Below are 15,451 nucleotides of genomic sequence, written 5' to 3' on the forward strand. Positions count from 1 at the left end.
GCGCTGAGGATGAAGAACTAGAGGCCCGGCGCCTTCCACATGGCCGTGGTGACGCCCTCGTCGACGAGCTGGCGCTGCAGCGCATAGGCCCGCGCCCAGCGTTCCCCCATCTCGTCGTAGATGGCCTTGTGTTGGAGGTTCGGTTCGAAACGCTTGTCGTAACGCACCCAGCCTTCAGCGGCCTCGACGAAGTCGCGGCGCAGGCCGAGGCCGATCGCCGCCGCCGCCGCGCAACCGAGCGCGGTTGCCTCCTTGACAACGGGAGTTACGACCGGGAGCCCTGTCGCGCTGGACAGGATCTGGGACCAGTGAGCGGATTTGGACGCGCCGGCAGCAAAGACGATCTTGTCCGGCGTCTTGCCGGAAAGCTTGAAGATGGCCGAGAGGTTGCGGGCTGCGACAATTGCCGCGTTCTCCTGCAGCGCGCGGAAAATCGCCGCCTTGCCGGATTTCTCCGGGTCGATGGAAAGGTTCAGCAGCGACGGCGCGGCATGATACCAGTTGCCGTAGCGCATGACATCGGAGAAGACCGGGATGATGCCGTAGGCACCGACGGGTACGCCTGCCGCCTTCTCTTCCAGCAGCCTGTATGCATCGCCCCCGGGGCCCGCGGCCGCGACCTCCTCTGCGCCAAAGCTGTCGCGGAACCAGCGCATGACCATGCCGACAAAGAAGCTGATCGCCTCGGCCTGGTTGAGGCCGGCGACGACGTGCGGATTGATGCGCAGGTCCATCGAGGGGTCCGAGACCGACGGGCTGACATTGACCACCTGCTGCCAGAAGGTGCCTCCCAGAACGGCGCAGTCTCCTTCGTTGACGACGCCGATGGCCGCCGCCCCGCTCTGGCAGTCGCCGCCACCCATGACGACGGGTGTTCCGGCGGCAAGGCCGGTTTCCTCGGCTGCCTTCGCGGTAACGCGGCCGATGACAGTGCCGGATTCGACGCTTTCCGGAAAAATGTCGTCGCGCATGCCGGCCTTTGCCATCGCCTCCGGCAGCCAGTCGCGTTTCGTCAGGCTGTAGAGCCCCGTCGTGCCGGCATTGGAGGGCTCGCTGGCGATGACGCCGGAAAGACGCGCCAGAATCCAATCGGACAGCATGCTGATCTTGTCGATGCGCGCATAGACGTCCGGCAGGTTGCGCTTCAGCCACAGGAGGCGCGGCAGTGCGCCAAGCGCAAATGTCTGCCCCGTCTCGTCGTAGAGTTGGCGTTCCAGGTCGGCGAAATCACGTTTCAGGTCACGCACCTCGCTGACGGCGCGACTGTCGACGTTGGCGCAGGCCCAAATTTCCCGGCCGTTGCGGTCATAGACGACGATTGCCTCGCGCATGCTGGTGGCGCTGACGGCGCGAATATCCGCGGCCGCGATGCCTGCCGCGACAATCGCCTGCCGGATGGCACGCGACAACAGCGACCAGTTTCCCTCCACGTCGAAGTCCATCGAGCCGGGAAAGCGCGGATCGGCCTTGTGCCGCCATTCGTACTGCGCGCTGGCGATCTGGTGGCCGTTCTCGTCGAAGATCACTGCGCGGCCGCTGCCGGTGCCGGCGTCGACTGCCAGCAGATAGGAAGTCGTCATGGTTCAGTCCTTGATCTCGATAAGCCCGGCGGCCGTCGTCTCGTCGGTGATGAGAATGCCGACAAACTTGCCGCGAAGCGCTGCGTGGATAGCCTGTACCTTGTGGATGCCGCCCGCAGCCGCCACGACCTTTTCCGCCCGCGAAAGTGCGGCAAGCTTCACGCCGATCACCCGATCGTGCAGTGGCAGGTCGAGCGGCTCGCCGCGCTCGTTGTAGAACTGGCAGAGAATGTCGCCGACCGCTCCCTTGCGGCGTAGCGGCTCTACCTCGTCAGGTCCGACATAGCCGGAGCGGACCACCGTCGAGGCGGCCGAAAGCTCACCGATACCGACGAGCTGGTAGGTGGCGTTGAGCGCCATGTCGAGCAGGTTGGCAACGGCGGGCTCGGAGGAAAGATTGCGCGCCACATCCGGATCGCGCACGACGAGCGGCGCAGGTACGAGATGAACGCCGCTGCCCCAATTGGCCGTACGCATGCCGTCGACATAGGTGCCGACGCCACCAGTCAGACTGACGAGGCCGATATTGCGCTCATTGGCGAGATGGCCAAGCCGCTGGATCGTGTTCGAAACGGTGGCGCCCCAGCCGACTGCCAAAAGATCGTCGGTCTGCAGCCGCTGCATGAGGAATTGCGCGGCCGCCTGGCCGAGGCGGTCGCTCGGATCCTGGTCGGGAAGCTGCGGCACCACATAGGCCTCGAGCAGCCCGTAGCGTTCCTTGATCTGCCGCTCCAGCGTGAGGCATCCCTGATAACGCGAATTGATGCGGACCTGGATGATGCCCGAGCGGCGGCCGCTTTCGAGCAGGCGCGATACCTTGATGCGCGACATGTTCAGCTTTTCGCCGATGTCGTTCTGCGTCAGTCCGTCGTTGTAGTAGTACCAGGCGATGCGGGTGAGGATCTCCTCGTCCGTATCGGCGTAGCTCCATTCCCCGTTATCCGACGCCATGCATCCGGGCTCCTTCGGTCGATTTATGATCATTTGAATATCAAGAAAACTTTTGTTCCGTCAACGGACGTGAGGGGAGAAAATTCTTTTCAGCCGCAACGCGTTGATTTTCGACAAAAAATCATATTTTGCAGCGCAATATGGAGAGGCTGTGGTCGAATATGGCGATATGAGCATATTGACGGTCGTCGGCCACTATGATCACATGATTGACATTGATTACATATGAACAGGTGCGGAATGACTGGGAGCCCGGCGGCCGGGAGGGTCGCGAAGCTGACGGACATCTGGAAGTCCTACGGTGCCGTTCCGGTGCTGAAGGGTGTTTCGCTCGCCTTGCAGGCTGGAGAGGTGCATGCACTTCTCGGCGGCAATGGCGCCGGTAAGTCGAGCCTCATGAAGATCATGTCAGGCGTCATCCAGGCCAATTCCGGCGCGATCGAAATCAACGGTCGGGCGCTCGCCCACGCATCGCCGGCCCATGCCCAGGACCTCGGTCTCTATCTGGTGCCGCAGGAGGCGCATATCCTGCCCAATCAGAGCGTTCTGGAAAACATCTGCCTCGGTCTTGCCGCATCGCCCCGGGTGCTGCGTTCGCGCGTCGAGCAGCTGGTCGCCGAGCTCTCGGTCTCGCTCGATCTTGACGCGCAGGCCGCCGCCCTCGAAATCGCCGAACGGCAGATCGTCGAGATCCTGCGTGGCCTCGTACGCGATGCCCGCGTGCTGATCCTGGACGAGCCCACATCCGCGCTCACCCCATTCGAGACGAATGCCCTCTTCCAGCGTGTGCGCATGTTGCAGGCGCAGGGCGTCGGCATCTTCTTCATCTCGCACAAGCTGCGCGAGATCCGCGAGATCTGCGGCACGATCAGCGTGTTGCGCGACGGGGTGATTGTGCTTTCCGGCTCACTCGACAACTATAGTGATGCCGAGATCATCGACGCGATGAGCCGCGTGCAGATAGCCGAAGGTTCGGGCAAGGAACGTGGCGGTCGCAAAGTCTCGCAAATTGGTAAGCCGCGCCTCAGTGTTCGCGGTCTCAGCGGTGAAGGCTTCCGCAACATCAGCCTCGATGTGCGGGCCGGCGAAATCCTCGGTCTTGCCGGCGTCGTCGGTGCCGGGCGCACGGAATTTGCGGAAACACTTTTCGGTCTGCGCCCCCAGACGGCGGGCAGCGTGATCTTCGATGGCGCGGAACTGACGAAGCGCTCGCCACGTCTCTGCATCGATCGCGGCCTTGTCTACCTGCCCGAGGATCGTCAGCAGCACGGCCTGTTCCTCGAGGCGCCCCTGTTTTGGAACGTCTCGTCCTATCTCGTGCATCGCCTGCCCTTCTTTTTACGCCCCGGCTCGGAGCGAAAGGTTTTCGACGAATTCCGCGCGAGCATGGGCATCAAGTGCACTGGCCCCGGCCAGGAGGCACGCGGGCTTTCCGGCGGCAACCAGCAGAAGGTACTGCTGGCGAAGTGCCTGTCGGCGCGACCGAAGGTACTGATCCTCGACGAGCCGACACGCGGCGTCGACGTCGCGGCCCGCAACGACATCTACGAACTTATCCGCAAGCTTGCGGCCGACGGCGTTGCCATCATCCTCATCTCCTCGGATTTCGACGAGATCGAACAGCTCGCCGACCGGGTCGAAGTCATGGCCTTCGGCCAGTCCGGTGGCGAAATCACGGAGAATATCTCGGTGGATGCCATCGCCCGCCTCGCCTTCGGCGCCTCGGAGGCCCGCCATGCTTGACCTTTTCGCACGCAACCGCGTCGCAACGCTCATCGTTGTTCTCGCCGTCGCCTATGCCGCCATCGGTGCAGCCGCGCCGGGCTATCTCTCCGGCACCACCGCCTCTGTGGTCGTCTCAAGCAGCCTCGTTCTGATGCTCATCTCGCTCGGCACGATGATCGTCATCCTGACGCGCAACATCGACGTGTCGAGCGGATCGGTGCTCGGTCTTAGCGCCGCTGTGCTCGGCCTCTCGCTCAATGCCGGCGTCAGCCTGCCGCTCGCCATCGTCTTCTGCCTTGCGACCGGAGGGCTCGCCGGGGCCTTTAATGGGCTGATGGTCGCCTATCTCGGCATTCCCTCCATCGTCGCGACACTCGGCACGCTCGGCCTCTACCGCGGTATCATGCTGGTTCTTACCGGCGGACGGTGGATAGAGGACCTGCCGCAAGGCTTGAAGGCGCTGGCCGCCAATCTCGGCTTTGGCTTCTCGGCCCTCACCATCGTGGTGCTGGCGCTCGTCATTCTTGCCTGGATCGTGCTGCGCAAGACGCGCTTCGGCCGCTATTTCTACGCGGTCGGCGACAACCGCGCCGCCGCCCACCATCTCGGCGTGCCGGTCAAACGCGTGCAGTTCACGGCCTTCGTCGCGACCGGCGTCTGCGCCGCGCTTGCCGGCGTCGTTTTCTCCGCCCAGATCGGCTTCATCCCCAACCAGGCCGGCAGCGGCATCGAGTTGAAAGCCATCGCCGTCAATGTGCTCGGCGGGGTCAGCCTCCTCGGCGGCACCGGCTCCGTCGCGGGGGTCTTCGCCGCCGTCATCTTTATCACCTCGATCGACAGCGCCCTCGTCTTCCTTAAGATCCCCGCCTACTGGAACGACTTCATCGCCGGCGCGATCCTGCTTTCCGTGCTGCTGCTCGACGGCCGCATCCGCCAGATCATCGATCGCCGCATCCGCGCCCGCCGCTATGCCGTACACGATCGCGGCCCCACCCAATCCGCAGAGGCGACAATGGCGCGCACCCTGGAGGCAGGTCGATGAAAAAGCTGATCTTCCGCTGGGAGACCGCGCTCCTTGCCATGCTTGTCGCCGAACTCCTCATCTTCGGCCTGCTCAATCCGCGCTTTCTCAACGTCGCGAACCTGATCTATGGCACGTCCGACTTCGTGCAGATCGGCATCGTCGCCCTGCCGCTGACGCTCGTCATCATTGCCGGTGGCATCGATGTCTCGTTCGCCTCGGTGATCGGCCTTGCCGCCATCGTCTTCGGGGTAGCCACGTTCTATGGCGTACCGCTGCCGGTTTCCATCGCGCTTGCACTCGCTTCCGGTGCCCTATGTGGGCTCTTCAACGCGACGGTCATCCATCTTTCAAAGATCCAGCCGCTCGTCGTGACGCTCGGCAGCCTCTATCTTTTCCAGGGCACGGCGACTGTGGCATCCGGCCTTGTCGGCGCGGGCGGCTATGAGGGCATCGGCGATTTCCCTGAAGCTTTCAACGCCTTCGGCTATGCCGAATTTCTCGGCCTGCCGGCGCCGCTCGCCCTCTTCCTCGTGCTTTCGCTCGTGCTGATCGTCCTGCTGCATTTCACGCGCTTCGGCCGCGCCGTCTTCCTTTCCGGCCAGTCGGAGAGTGCTGCGCGCTTCGCCGGCATCCCGGTCGGCCGCGTGCAGACGATCACCTATGTCATCACCGGTCTTTCGGCTGCAGTCGCAGGTCTCGTCATGTCGGCCTACTTCGGCTCCGCCCGCGTCGACCTCGGTTCTGCGACGCTGCTGCCGGCCGTCACGGCCGCCGTGCTTGGCGGCGCCTCCATCTATGGCGGCCAGGGGTCCATCCTCGGCACCCTGATCGCCACCTTCGTCATCGGCTACCTGCAGCAGGGCCTGCAGGCGGCCGGCGTGCCCAGCCAGATTTCCAGCGCACTTTCGGGAGGGTTGCTGGTTGTCGCGGTCGCATTGCGCCACGGAAGCGTTTTGCTGGCCGATTTCATCGCCGTCGCCCGGCAACAGAAAAAGAACCGGGTGGCGGTCACTTCAGGAGGAGAATGAGAATGATCAAGACTGTTCTGAGATCCGGCGCCGTTGCCGCGGCGCTTCTTGCCGGCACAATGCTCGCTGCGGGTGCCGCCCGCGCCGAAAACCAGATCGCCTTCATCCCCAAACTGGTGGGTGTCGGCTTCTTCACGTCCGGCGGCGCCGGTGCGGTGAAGGCTGGCGAGGAAGTCGGTGCGAAAGTCACCTATGATGGCCCGACGGAGCCCAGCGTTTCGGGGCAGGTGCAGTTCATCAACAACTACGTCAACCAGGGCTACAACGCCCTCATCGTCTCCTCCGTCTCGCCCGACGGCCTGTGCCCGGCACTGAAGCGCGCCATGGATCGCGGCGTACTCGTCATGACCTGGGACAGCGACGTCAACCCGGATTGCCGCAGCTACTACATCAACCAGGGCACGCCCGAGCAGCTCGGCGGCCTCCTGGTCGACATGGCGGCCGAAGGCGTGACGAAGGAAAAGGCCAAGGTCGCCTTCTTCTATTCCAGCCCGACCGTGACCGACCAGAACGCCTGGGCGGAGGCCGCCAAGGCGAAGATCGCCAAGGAGCATCCGGGCTGGGAGATCGTCACCACCCAGTACGGCTACAACGATGCGCAGAAGTCACTGCAGACGGCCGAAAGCATCCTGCAGACCTATCCGGACCTCGACGCAATCATCGCGCCCGACGCCAATGCCCTGCCGGCCGCCGCGCAGGCTGCGGAAAACCTGAAACGCGCCGAGGGCGTCACCATCGTCGGCTTCTCCACGCCGAACGTCATGCGCCCCTATATCGAGCGCGGCACGATCCAGCGCTTCGGCCTGTGGGACGTCACGCAGCAGGGCAAGATCTCGGTCTTCGTTGCCGATCACGTCCTGAAAAACGGCCCGATGAAGGTCGGCGACAAGCTGGAGATCCCCGGCATCGGTACCGTCGAGGTCTCGGCCAACAAGGTGCAGGGCTACGAGTACGAAGCCGATGGCAACGGCATCATCCTGCTGCCGGAGCGCACCGTCTTCACCAAGGACAACATCGGAAAGTTCGACTTCTGATCACGCCTAGACGGCGGGCGGCTCCGGCTGCCCGCCCAACTTTCTTCAAGGACAGGAAAATTCGCATGGACAGCCGCTGGAAAGACGAGGACGCAGCCCGCTACGTGGAGGTTGCGCGCGCCGCCGGGCATAGCGAGGCGCTCGGCCTTCGCATCTATACCTCCCGCATTGTCGGCGGCGATCCGGACCTCGTACTGCATGGCGGTGGCAACACCTCCGTCAAGGTGAAGTCCGCCGAGGGCGAAGACCTGATGCACATCAAGGGCAGCGGCTGGGATCTCGATACGATCGAAGCGCCGGGTCTGCCGGCCGTGCGCCTTGCTCCGCTTCTGGAAACGCGCAACGGTCCGAAGCTCTCCGATCCCGACATGGTTTCGCTGCTGCGCGCCAGCCTGATCGAGGCGGATGCTCCGAACCCGTCCGTCGAGGCATTGCTGCACGCCTTCCTGCCCTTCGCCTACGTCGATCACACGCACGCGACCGCGATCCTGGCTCTCGCCGACCAGCCGGATATGCGCGACACGATCAAGCGCATCTACGGCAACCGCCTTGCCTATGTTCCTTACGTGATGCCCGGCTTCGACCTTTCCATCGTCGCCGACCGCATCTACCGGGAGCATCCTGACTGTCAGGGACTATGGTTGGAAAACCACGGCCTCTTCACCTTCGCCAAGGATGCCCGCGCTTCGTACGAACTGATGATCGAGTTCGTCACCATGGCGGAAGAGGAGCTTGCGCGCGCCGGGGTGAGGCTTGGCGGTCCGCAGCCAAGCGATGGCGAAGAGGATTCCGCACTGACCGCGCGACTGAAAAAGGCGCTGGCCGGGGACGACTCGCCCTTCGCCAAGGGTGTTTTCCTCGACTATCGCTCCACCGTTGCGATCCGCGAGCACGCCGCCAAGGAAGACGTCGAAGCGATCGGCCTTCGCGGCACTGTCACACCGGATCACGTAATCCGCATCAAGCCCTGGCCTCTCGTCATCGAGGCGAACGCGGACGAGGGAGCAATCAATGGTGCGCTGGCGGATTATGCCGATCGCTACAGGGCATATTTCGCACGTAACGCGGCTCGCTCGAACGAACCGAAGCATATTCTGGATGTCTATCCGCGGCTGGTTCTTGTGCGGGGACAAGGCATCTACGCCCTGGGTGCCAACGCAAAGGCGGCCAAAATCGGCGGGGATCTCTGTGAGCAGGCCACACGTGCGATCAACGCCGCCGAGGCCTATGGCCGATTTACCCCCATCGGAGAATCCGATCTGTTCGATATGGAATACTGGTCCCTCGAACAGGCCAAGCTGAGCGTGGCCACTGCATAGTCCAACGGGCTGCCGCGGTGGAAGTGGTTGGTTCGGTCGCCGGCAGATTGCCGGCGTCTCTCAGCTCGATCTCCTTGCGGACCGGGTCTTGCTCTTGCGGCTTAATCACTCCATCTGAGAGGGCGGATCCAAAGACCGTACAGCAACACGGGAGGGCACCTTGCTCCAGACGAATGCCATGATCGACAAACGCAGTTTCTATATCGACGGCCAATGGGTGCAGCCCGAAGGTGGCAACACGATCGCGGTCATCAATCCCGCCACGGAAAAAGCCATCGCCGTGATTACCGCCGGCAGCGCGGCCGACATTGACCGCGCCGTCGCCGCCGCGCGACGCGCCTTCGATGGCTGGAGCAGGACGTCCCGGGAGGAGCGCATCGGCTATCTGGAGAAGATCGCCACGATCTACGGCCGCCGCATGGACGAGATGGCGCAGGCCATCAGCCTGGAAATGGGCGCCCCCATCAAACTTTCGCGCGAATCGCAGGCATTCGTCGGCCTGTCACATCTGAAAGCGTTCATCCGCGCCTTCCGGAGTTACGAGTTCGAGCATGTCCCCGATCCGGAGCGTCCGGAGCAGCGTATCGTGCACGAGCCGATCGGTGTATGCGGTCTCATCACGCCCTGGAACTGGCCGATGAACCAGATCGCCCTGAAGGTCATTCCGGCGATCGCCGTGGGCTGTACCGTCGTCTTGAAGCCGTCCGAGATCGCGCCGCTCTCGGCCATGCTGTTTGCCGAATTCGTTCACGAGGCAGGCCTGCCGGCGGGCGTGTTCAATCTCGTCAACGGGGAAGGCGTAGTCGTCGGCGAAGCCCTCTCCAGCCATCCGGACGTCGACATGATGTCGTTCACCGGATCGACCCGCGCCGGCACCGCGGTCTCGCGCGCCGCCGCCGCGACGGTCAAGCGCGTCTCGCTCGAACTCGGCGGAAAGTCGCCGAACATCGTCTTTGCCGACGCCGACCTGCCCGCCGCCATCAGGCGTGGCGTGCTGCACTGCTTCGAGAACACCGGGCAGTCCTGCAACGCGCCGACGCGCATGCTTGTCGAACGCTCGGTCTATGACGAGGCGGTGAGGATCGCAGCCGCGGTGGGGGCGGAGGTCGCCGTCGACGACCCCGCAAAGGAGGGCGACCACATCGGGCCGCTTTCCTCGGCCACGCAGTTCGAGAAGGTCCAGTCGATGGTCGAGAAAGGCGCTGCGGAAGGGGCCAGGGTCGTGCTCGGCGGTGCCGGCCGGCCGGAAGGTTTTGATCGCGGCTACTTTGTCCGTCCCACCATCTTCGCCGATGTCAACAACGACATGACAATCGCCCGCGAAGAGGTCTTCGGCCCGGTTCTGGCGATGATCCCGTTCGAGGACGAGGAGGATGCCGTGCGGATTGCCAACGATACGGTCTACGGCCTTTCGGCCTATATCCAGACGGGGTCGCCGGATCGTGCCCAGCGTGTGGCCCGGCGCCTGCGCGCCGGCATGGTGCAGATCAACGGCACCTCCCGTGCTCCCGGCACCCCCTTCGGCGGCTACAAGCAGTCCGGTATCGGCCGTGAAGGCGGCAAATGGGGCCTTGAGGATTTTCTCGAGGTAAAGCTGGTCAGCGGCTGATTTTCAGATTCACCGTGCCGGGCATTTGTGCCCGGCACGGCATTCCTACCGCGCGCACCTTGACGAATACGTTCCCTCCGCACCCTCAGGATGTCATCAAGAGGCTTCGCGCTCAAAGCCCTGTCCTCTCGCTTGCCGATTTCCCGGGTTCGCGTTACGCGCCCATGGCCAATGGCCGTCGATTTCCGCCTCCAGCGAAAAGCTGAGGAAGGTGCGGATCAGGACAATCAACCCGAGCAATCCGACGCTCTCCCAGGTCAAGGGCGAAATGATCGTTGCGATGATGTCGGCGCCGATCAGTATTTCGAGCCCCAGCAGAATGCCGCGCCCCAGATTGGCACGGTAGTTTTCATAGGCTGCGCCCCTGCGGCTGGACAGCAGATCGCGAATGTAACCGATTGTGGCGACGACAACGCCGACGAGAATGACGCTTACACCGAAAAACTCAAGCCCAGTCGCGACCGGCCGCAGCACGGGCGCAATCAGACTGATCAGTTCTGTGGGATCACTGCCGACGTCCATGGTAGCGGCTCCTTGTATCTGCTTGATGGAGCGATACTGGTCGAGAAAATGACAAGCGGCAATGGCATCAATATTTATGAATTTATTGCGATTTCCGCAATAAATTGCCGACGCCTTGGACCATCGTCATGCCGTTTCACGCGGAAGCGCATCGGATGCGTATGCTTCAGTATGGCGTCGTGACCACCGATTGTCATCAATGCTCCGTCCAAGGCGATCATCGGCAAGCATCTCCTCGGACTGAAAACGCCGGCGATCGGAATACGCTGGGCCGGCACCCTGTCGTCGCCGTTGTCGGCGCAAGGCTGGTTGCTTCACGGGACGAGGTGACGCAACCCCAGCAAGTCGAGCGTCAGTTCGCCGCCTGCAATCCGCGCTCGCATCTCTGCCTCGGAGGCGATGCGTGCTGCTGCTGCGTCGCGGATGGCGGCAAGTTGCGCTGCCGGGAGGACGACGACACCGTCGGCGTCCCCGATCACGGCGTCGCCGGCGTGGATCGTGATGTCGTCGATCGTCACCGGCTCGCCCACGCTGCCCGGATCACGCTTGACCGTGCCCTTTATCGAGCATCCGCGGGCGAACACCGGGAAGCCCATCGCGATCAGGCTGTCGCTGTCGCGTACAGCGCCGTTGATGACGAGCCCGGCAATGCCGCGCACCTGCGCAGCCAGCGCCAGCACATCCCCGAACGGCCCGTATGACAGCGTGCCGCCGTGATCGACCACCAGCACATCGCCCGGTCGCGCAAGCGCAATGGCGCGGTGCAGCGCCAGATTGTCGCCAGCAGGAGCGGAGACCGGCAGCGCCGTTCCCCATAGCCTCATTTCCCGGCTGAGAGGGGCGATGCCTCCTGGCAGGGCGCCGATCCGGCCTGCCGCTTCGTGGAGCGTGGCCGTGCCGAAGCCGGCCACCTCCTCCAGAAGCTCGGGGGGAATCCGCACGCGTTCCGCGGTCCCGCCCATGGCGTCAGGCCGCCGCGCCGATCGCAATTTCGAGCGGTGCCAGCCCTTCGAACGTGGCGACCAGCCTGTCTCCCGGCGTCACGGGCCCGACGCCGTGCGGCGTGCCGGTCAGGATGACGTCGCCGGGCTGCAGTTCGAAGAACTCCGACAGGCGGGAGATGATCTCCGGAATGCGCCAGATGAGCAGCGAGACGTCGGAGTGCTGCACGACTTTTCCGTTGACCTTCAGCTCGATCCTCCCCTTGTCGATCCTGCCGGTCTGCGCGATCGGCGCAATGGCACCGACAGGGAAGGAGTTGTCGAAGGATTTCGCGATTTCCCACGGCAGCCCGCCGCCCTGGATGTCGCGGCGGGTCATGTCGAGACCGACGGCATAGCCCCAGATGTGTGATTCCGCCTCGGCCTCGGGAATGTTTCTCCCGCCCTTGCCGATCGCCAGCACCAATTCGACCTCATGGTGATAGTTCGAGGTCTTGCTGGGATAGGGGATAGTCGCACCGCTGTTGACGACAGCGTCCGTAGGCTTCTGAAAGAACAGGGGCGGGTCGCGGTCCGCGTCTCCCCCCATCTCCTCCACATGGGCGACGTAGTTGCGGCCGATGCAGTAGATGCGGCGGACAGGGAAGGTCTTGTCGCTGCCCACAACCGGTATCGTGGCGGTCTGCGGCGCGTCGATCACGTGACTGCTCATGCGGTATCTTCTCCTCCTCGATGAATAATCAATGCCCGGCCTCGATCAGCACACGGTGAATGAGGTCCCGAGCAGCTCTCACTATTTAGCATGTATGATTTTGCAATCAAACAATATCATACATTATTTACGCATTGACACAAAATAAGATATGCCGCAGGTTCGGTTTCGTCAGCCGGAAGAGGAGCCGGCCTGACACCGGGCGTGGGGCTGGTGAAGCTTCGCCGGGTCCGGAGATCGTTACAGGCGCGAAGCCTTCAGGGAGGAAGATAATGACTGGAATGAAGCGCATGGGCGCAGCACTTCTGTTTGCGATGAGCATGCTCTCGCCCGCCTCGGCGGAGGTCAAGGAACTGACCATCGTGGTACCCAATCCCTCGGCCATCAACGTGTATCCGCTGCATGTCGCCGTGGGAGAGGGCTATTTTGCGGAAGAAGGCCTCAGCGTTAAGGTCGAAGCCGTGAATGGCTCCGCCTCGGTGTTGCAACTGCTTGCCTCCGGCCAGGGCGATATCGGCCAACCGGGTCCAGCACCGCTCCTGGCAGCGCGTGCACGCGGTGAGGACGTCGTCTTTATCTACAATCATTTCAGCCGCTCCGTCTTCGGCCTCGTGGTACCGGAGGATTCGCCCGCCAAGACTCCCGCCGATCTCAAGGGTGTAACGATCGGCGTCGGCACGGCCGACGGCGCTGAAGTGGGCTTCACCCGCGGCATCATGAACGATCTGGGTCTGAAGGATGGCGCCGACTATGAGTTCCTCGCCATCGGCGACGGGGGTACGGCGGTAGCAGCCTTCCTCAACAAGGAAGTCGGTGCGTATGCCGCGGCCGTGGCGGATTCGGCCATCATTTCGTCGCGCGGCATTCCGTTGCGGGAGATTACGCCCGAGCCCTATCTCGATTACTTCGGCAATGGTTGGGCAGTGACGCGAAAGTTCCTGGACGAGAACAAGGAGACCGTCGAAGGGTTCGGTCGTGCGCTCGTCAGGGGGACGAAGTTCGGCCTCGACCCGGCAAATCGCGATGCGACGCTGAAGCATGTTGCCGCCGGAAACCCGCAGGAAAGCGAGGATCCGGTCTTCGCGGCGGCATTGCTGACCGCTATCCAGGGCAGAACGCTGCCGGTCGATTCCAAGGATCCTTTCGGCTACATGCCGCCGGCGGCTTGGGTGAAGTGGCAGGAGAGCCTCGTGGCGAGCGGCGGTCTCGAAAAGCCGCTGGACAATATCGAGGAAGCCTACACGAACCAGTTCGTCGAAACCTGGAACGCGGCAAAGTAGGATGATGCAGAGCGCCATTCCCGTGGCGGAGCAGCCGGTCGGACGATCCCTCGCCCGACCGGTCTACCAACTCCGCAATGTCTCCAAATCCTACGGTTTCGGCAAAATCCGCGCGCTTGATCCCGTAGACCTCGATCTTCGGCAGGGCTCTTTTTCGTCCGTCATCGGTCCTTCGGGCTGCGGCAAGTCCACGCTCCTGAAGATCATGGCCGGCGTGACGCCGCCCACCACGGGCAGCGTCATCCTGGACGGAAAGCCCGTTCTCGGTGCGCGGCGAGAGATCGGCATGATGTATCAGCAGGCGACGCTGTTTCCATGGCTGACCGCACTCGACAACGTGCTGCTGCCGATCAGCATCCGCGACGGCAAGGCGGCGGCAAACGCCCGACGCAAGGAGGCGCAGGCGCTGCTCGAACTGGTCGGCCTGAAGGGCTTCGACAAGGTCTATCCACGCCAGCTCTCCGGCGGCATGGCGCAGCGAACCTCCATCTGCCGCATGCTGATCACCGAACCGCAGGTCTTGCTGCTGGACGAGCCCTTCTCGGCTCTCGACGAACTTGCGCGCGACTTCATGAACATCGAGTTGCAGCGCATCTGCCTGTCGCGCAACGCCACCGCCTTCCTGATCACACATTCGATCCCCGAGGCCGTCCTGCTTTCCGACGTGGTCTACATCATGTCACCGCGGCCAGGAAAATTCCTCGAAGCGGTGCCCATCGAACTGCCGCGTCCGCGTACGCTTGAAATGATGACTGCGCCGGAATTCGGCGAGTATGTCCGTTATATCCGCAGCCGCCTGGACGAAGGGGCCGTGACCGCATGAATTCCATCGACACCAAGACCACCTCCCCAGCTCTGGGGCGACCGATCACCGTTGAGCCGGGCACGTTCCCAGAAACGATCTGGAACGAACAGGTCGCCTGGATCGATCGCGTTCCGCGCGTCGTGGCGATGGCGGCGCTTTTGTTCAGCGTCCTCTTTCTGTGGTGGGCGGTTCATTATTTTGAGGTTGTCTCGCGCATCATCCTGCCTTCTCCGGCAGAAGTCGCCAGGGACATCGTCGTCGTCGGCAAGAACATCCTCTCCAGCGGCTATATGCTCGCCGCACTCTGGATGACCACGAAGGAAGTGCTCTGGGGCTTCGCCTTCGCGATCGCCATCGGCTTTTCGCTCGGCGTCCTGGTGGGCGAAACCTCCTTCGGCGAACGCGCGGTCCTGCCTTACCTGGTCGCGATCGACACCATGCCCAAAGTGGCCTTTGCCCCGCTCTTTCTCGCCTGGCTGGGTTTCGGCATCGCGTCAAAGGTGGCGCTGGCGGCGTTCATCGCCACGTTCCCCATCGTGGTCGGAACGGCAGCGGGATTGCATGCCGCCGACGAGAACGCTCGCATGCTCTTTCGCACGCTCGGCGCCAGCCGCTGGCAGACCCTGGTCCGCATGAAGATACCCACGGGGCTGCCGCAGATTTTCACCGGCCTCAAGATCGGCGCGGTCGGAGTCATGGCCGGCGCCATCACCGCCGAGTTCCTCGGTGGCGGCAAGGGGTTCGGGGAACTGATCCGGGTGGCTGCGAGCCAGTTGCAAACCCCTCGCGTGTTCTCGCTGATCCTCTATCTCAGCGTGCTCGGTTTCCTGCTATTCTGGACCGTGATCCTGATCGAACGGAGACTGGTCTTCTGGCATCGCAGCTCGGTTGCAGGTATCGATGACCGTCGCTAGCCCCGTG

General features: G+C 63.2%; 14 protein-coding genes. 9 read left to right on the forward strand and 5 right to left on the reverse strand.

Annotated features, from left to right (window positions below):
- Nucleotides 1–17: 17 nt before the first annotated feature.
- A complete protein-coding gene (gene lsrK, locus HV823_RS16845; protein ID WP_176950890.1) occupies nt 18–1,580 on the reverse strand; it encodes an autoinducer-2 kinase in 1,563 nt (520 codons plus the stop codon).
- Nucleotides 1,581–1,583: 3 nt separating this feature from the next.
- The gene (locus tag HV823_RS16850) at nt 1,584–2,531 is read right to left on the reverse strand and encodes a sugar-binding transcriptional regulator (RefSeq protein ID WP_176950891.1); all 948 of its coding nucleotides are present in this window, start codon (nt 2,529–2,531) and stop codon (nt 1,584–1,586) included.
- Between the two features lie 240 nt (nt 2,532–2,771).
- On the opposite strand from HV823_RS16850, the gene lsrA reads away from it, so the two are divergent.
- The 6 genes from lsrA to HV823_RS16880 all read left to right on the forward strand — a co-directional run bounded on the left by lsrA (nt 2,772) and on the right by HV823_RS16880 (nt 10,270).
- Nucleotides 2,772–4,274 (forward strand): autoinducer 2 ABC transporter ATP-binding protein LsrA, encoded by a 1,503-nt coding sequence (gene lsrA / locus HV823_RS16855; protein ID WP_176950892.1) that lies wholly within the window; start codon nt 2,772–2,774, stop codon nt 4,272–4,274.
- Nucleotides 4,267–5,298 (forward strand): ABC transporter permease subunit, encoded by a 1,032-nt coding sequence (locus HV823_RS16860; protein ID WP_176950893.1) that lies wholly within the window; start codon nt 4,267–4,269, stop codon nt 5,296–5,298. The genes lsrA and HV823_RS16860 overlap by 8 nt, the downstream gene beginning before the upstream one ends.
- Nucleotides 5,295–6,308: an ABC transporter permease subunit gene (locus HV823_RS16865; protein WP_176950894.1), complete on the forward strand. Its 1,014-nt coding sequence runs from the start codon at nt 5,295–5,297 to the stop codon at nt 6,306–6,308. The genes HV823_RS16860 and HV823_RS16865 overlap by 4 nt, the downstream gene beginning before the upstream one ends.
- A 2-nt stretch (nt 6,309–6,310) precedes the next feature.
- On the forward strand, nt 6,311–7,342 hold the full coding sequence (gene lsrB / locus HV823_RS16870) for an autoinducer 2 ABC transporter substrate-binding protein LsrB (protein WP_176950895.1): 1,032 nt from the start codon (nt 6,311–6,313) through the stop codon (nt 7,340–7,342).
- A 65-nt stretch (nt 7,343–7,407) separates the two neighbouring features.
- Complete coding sequence (locus HV823_RS16875) at nt 7,408–8,661, forward strand: class II aldolase (protein WP_176950896.1); 1,254 nt, start codon at nt 7,408–7,410, stop codon at nt 8,659–8,661.
- 160 nt (nt 8,662–8,821) lie between these two features.
- Nucleotides 8,822–10,270, forward strand: a complete 1,449-nt coding sequence (locus HV823_RS16880) for an aldehyde dehydrogenase family protein (RefSeq protein WP_176950897.1) — start codon at nt 8,822–8,824, stop codon at nt 10,268–10,270.
- Between the two features lie 96 nt (nt 10,271–10,366).
- On the opposite strand, the gene HV823_RS16885 is transcribed toward HV823_RS16880, so the two are convergent.
- From HV823_RS16885 to HV823_RS16895, 3 genes are all read right to left on the reverse strand, one after another.
- Nucleotides 10,367–10,792: a DUF1622 domain-containing protein gene (locus HV823_RS16885; RefSeq protein WP_176950898.1), complete on the reverse strand. Its 426-nt coding sequence runs from the start codon at nt 10,790–10,792 to the stop codon at nt 10,367–10,369.
- A 314-nt stretch (nt 10,793–11,106) separates the two neighbouring features.
- Nucleotides 11,107–11,733, reverse strand: a complete 627-nt coding sequence (locus HV823_RS16890; protein ID WP_210270832.1) for a 4-carboxy-4-hydroxy-2-oxoadipate aldolase/oxaloacetate decarboxylase — start codon at nt 11,731–11,733, stop codon at nt 11,107–11,109.
- A 25-nt stretch (nt 11,734–11,758) separates the two neighbouring features.
- Entirely contained in the window at nt 11,759–12,445 is a 687-nt protein-coding gene (locus tag HV823_RS16895; RefSeq protein WP_176950900.1) for a fumarylacetoacetate hydrolase family protein, read from the reverse strand.
- Between the two features lie 272 nt (nt 12,446–12,717).
- Here HV823_RS16895 and HV823_RS16900 point away from each other — a divergent pair, with 272 nt between their 5' ends.
- From HV823_RS16900 to HV823_RS16910, 3 genes are read left to right on the forward strand one after another with little or no spacing between them, the layout of a single operon-like run.
- Nucleotides 12,718–13,725, forward strand: coding sequence for an ABC transporter substrate-binding protein (locus HV823_RS16900; protein WP_176950901.1), 1,008 nt, complete (start codon nt 12,718–12,720; stop codon nt 13,723–13,725).
- 1 nt (nt 13,726) lies between these two features.
- A complete protein-coding gene (locus HV823_RS16905) occupies nt 13,727–14,548 on the forward strand; it encodes an ABC transporter ATP-binding protein (RefSeq protein WP_246301506.1) in 822 nt (273 codons plus the stop codon).
- Nucleotides 14,545–15,444 (forward strand): ABC transporter permease, encoded by a 900-nt coding sequence (locus tag HV823_RS16910; RefSeq protein WP_176950902.1) that lies wholly within the window; start codon nt 14,545–14,547, stop codon nt 15,442–15,444. Before HV823_RS16905 ends, HV823_RS16910 begins: the two co-directional genes overlap by 4 nt.
- The last annotated feature ends 7 nt before the right edge of the window (nt 15,445–15,451 follow it).

Source organism: Mycoplana rhizolycopersici (assembly GCF_013378445.1).
Taxonomy (GTDB): domain Bacteria; phylum Pseudomonadota; class Alphaproteobacteria; order Rhizobiales; family Rhizobiaceae; genus Mycoplana; species Mycoplana rhizolycopersici.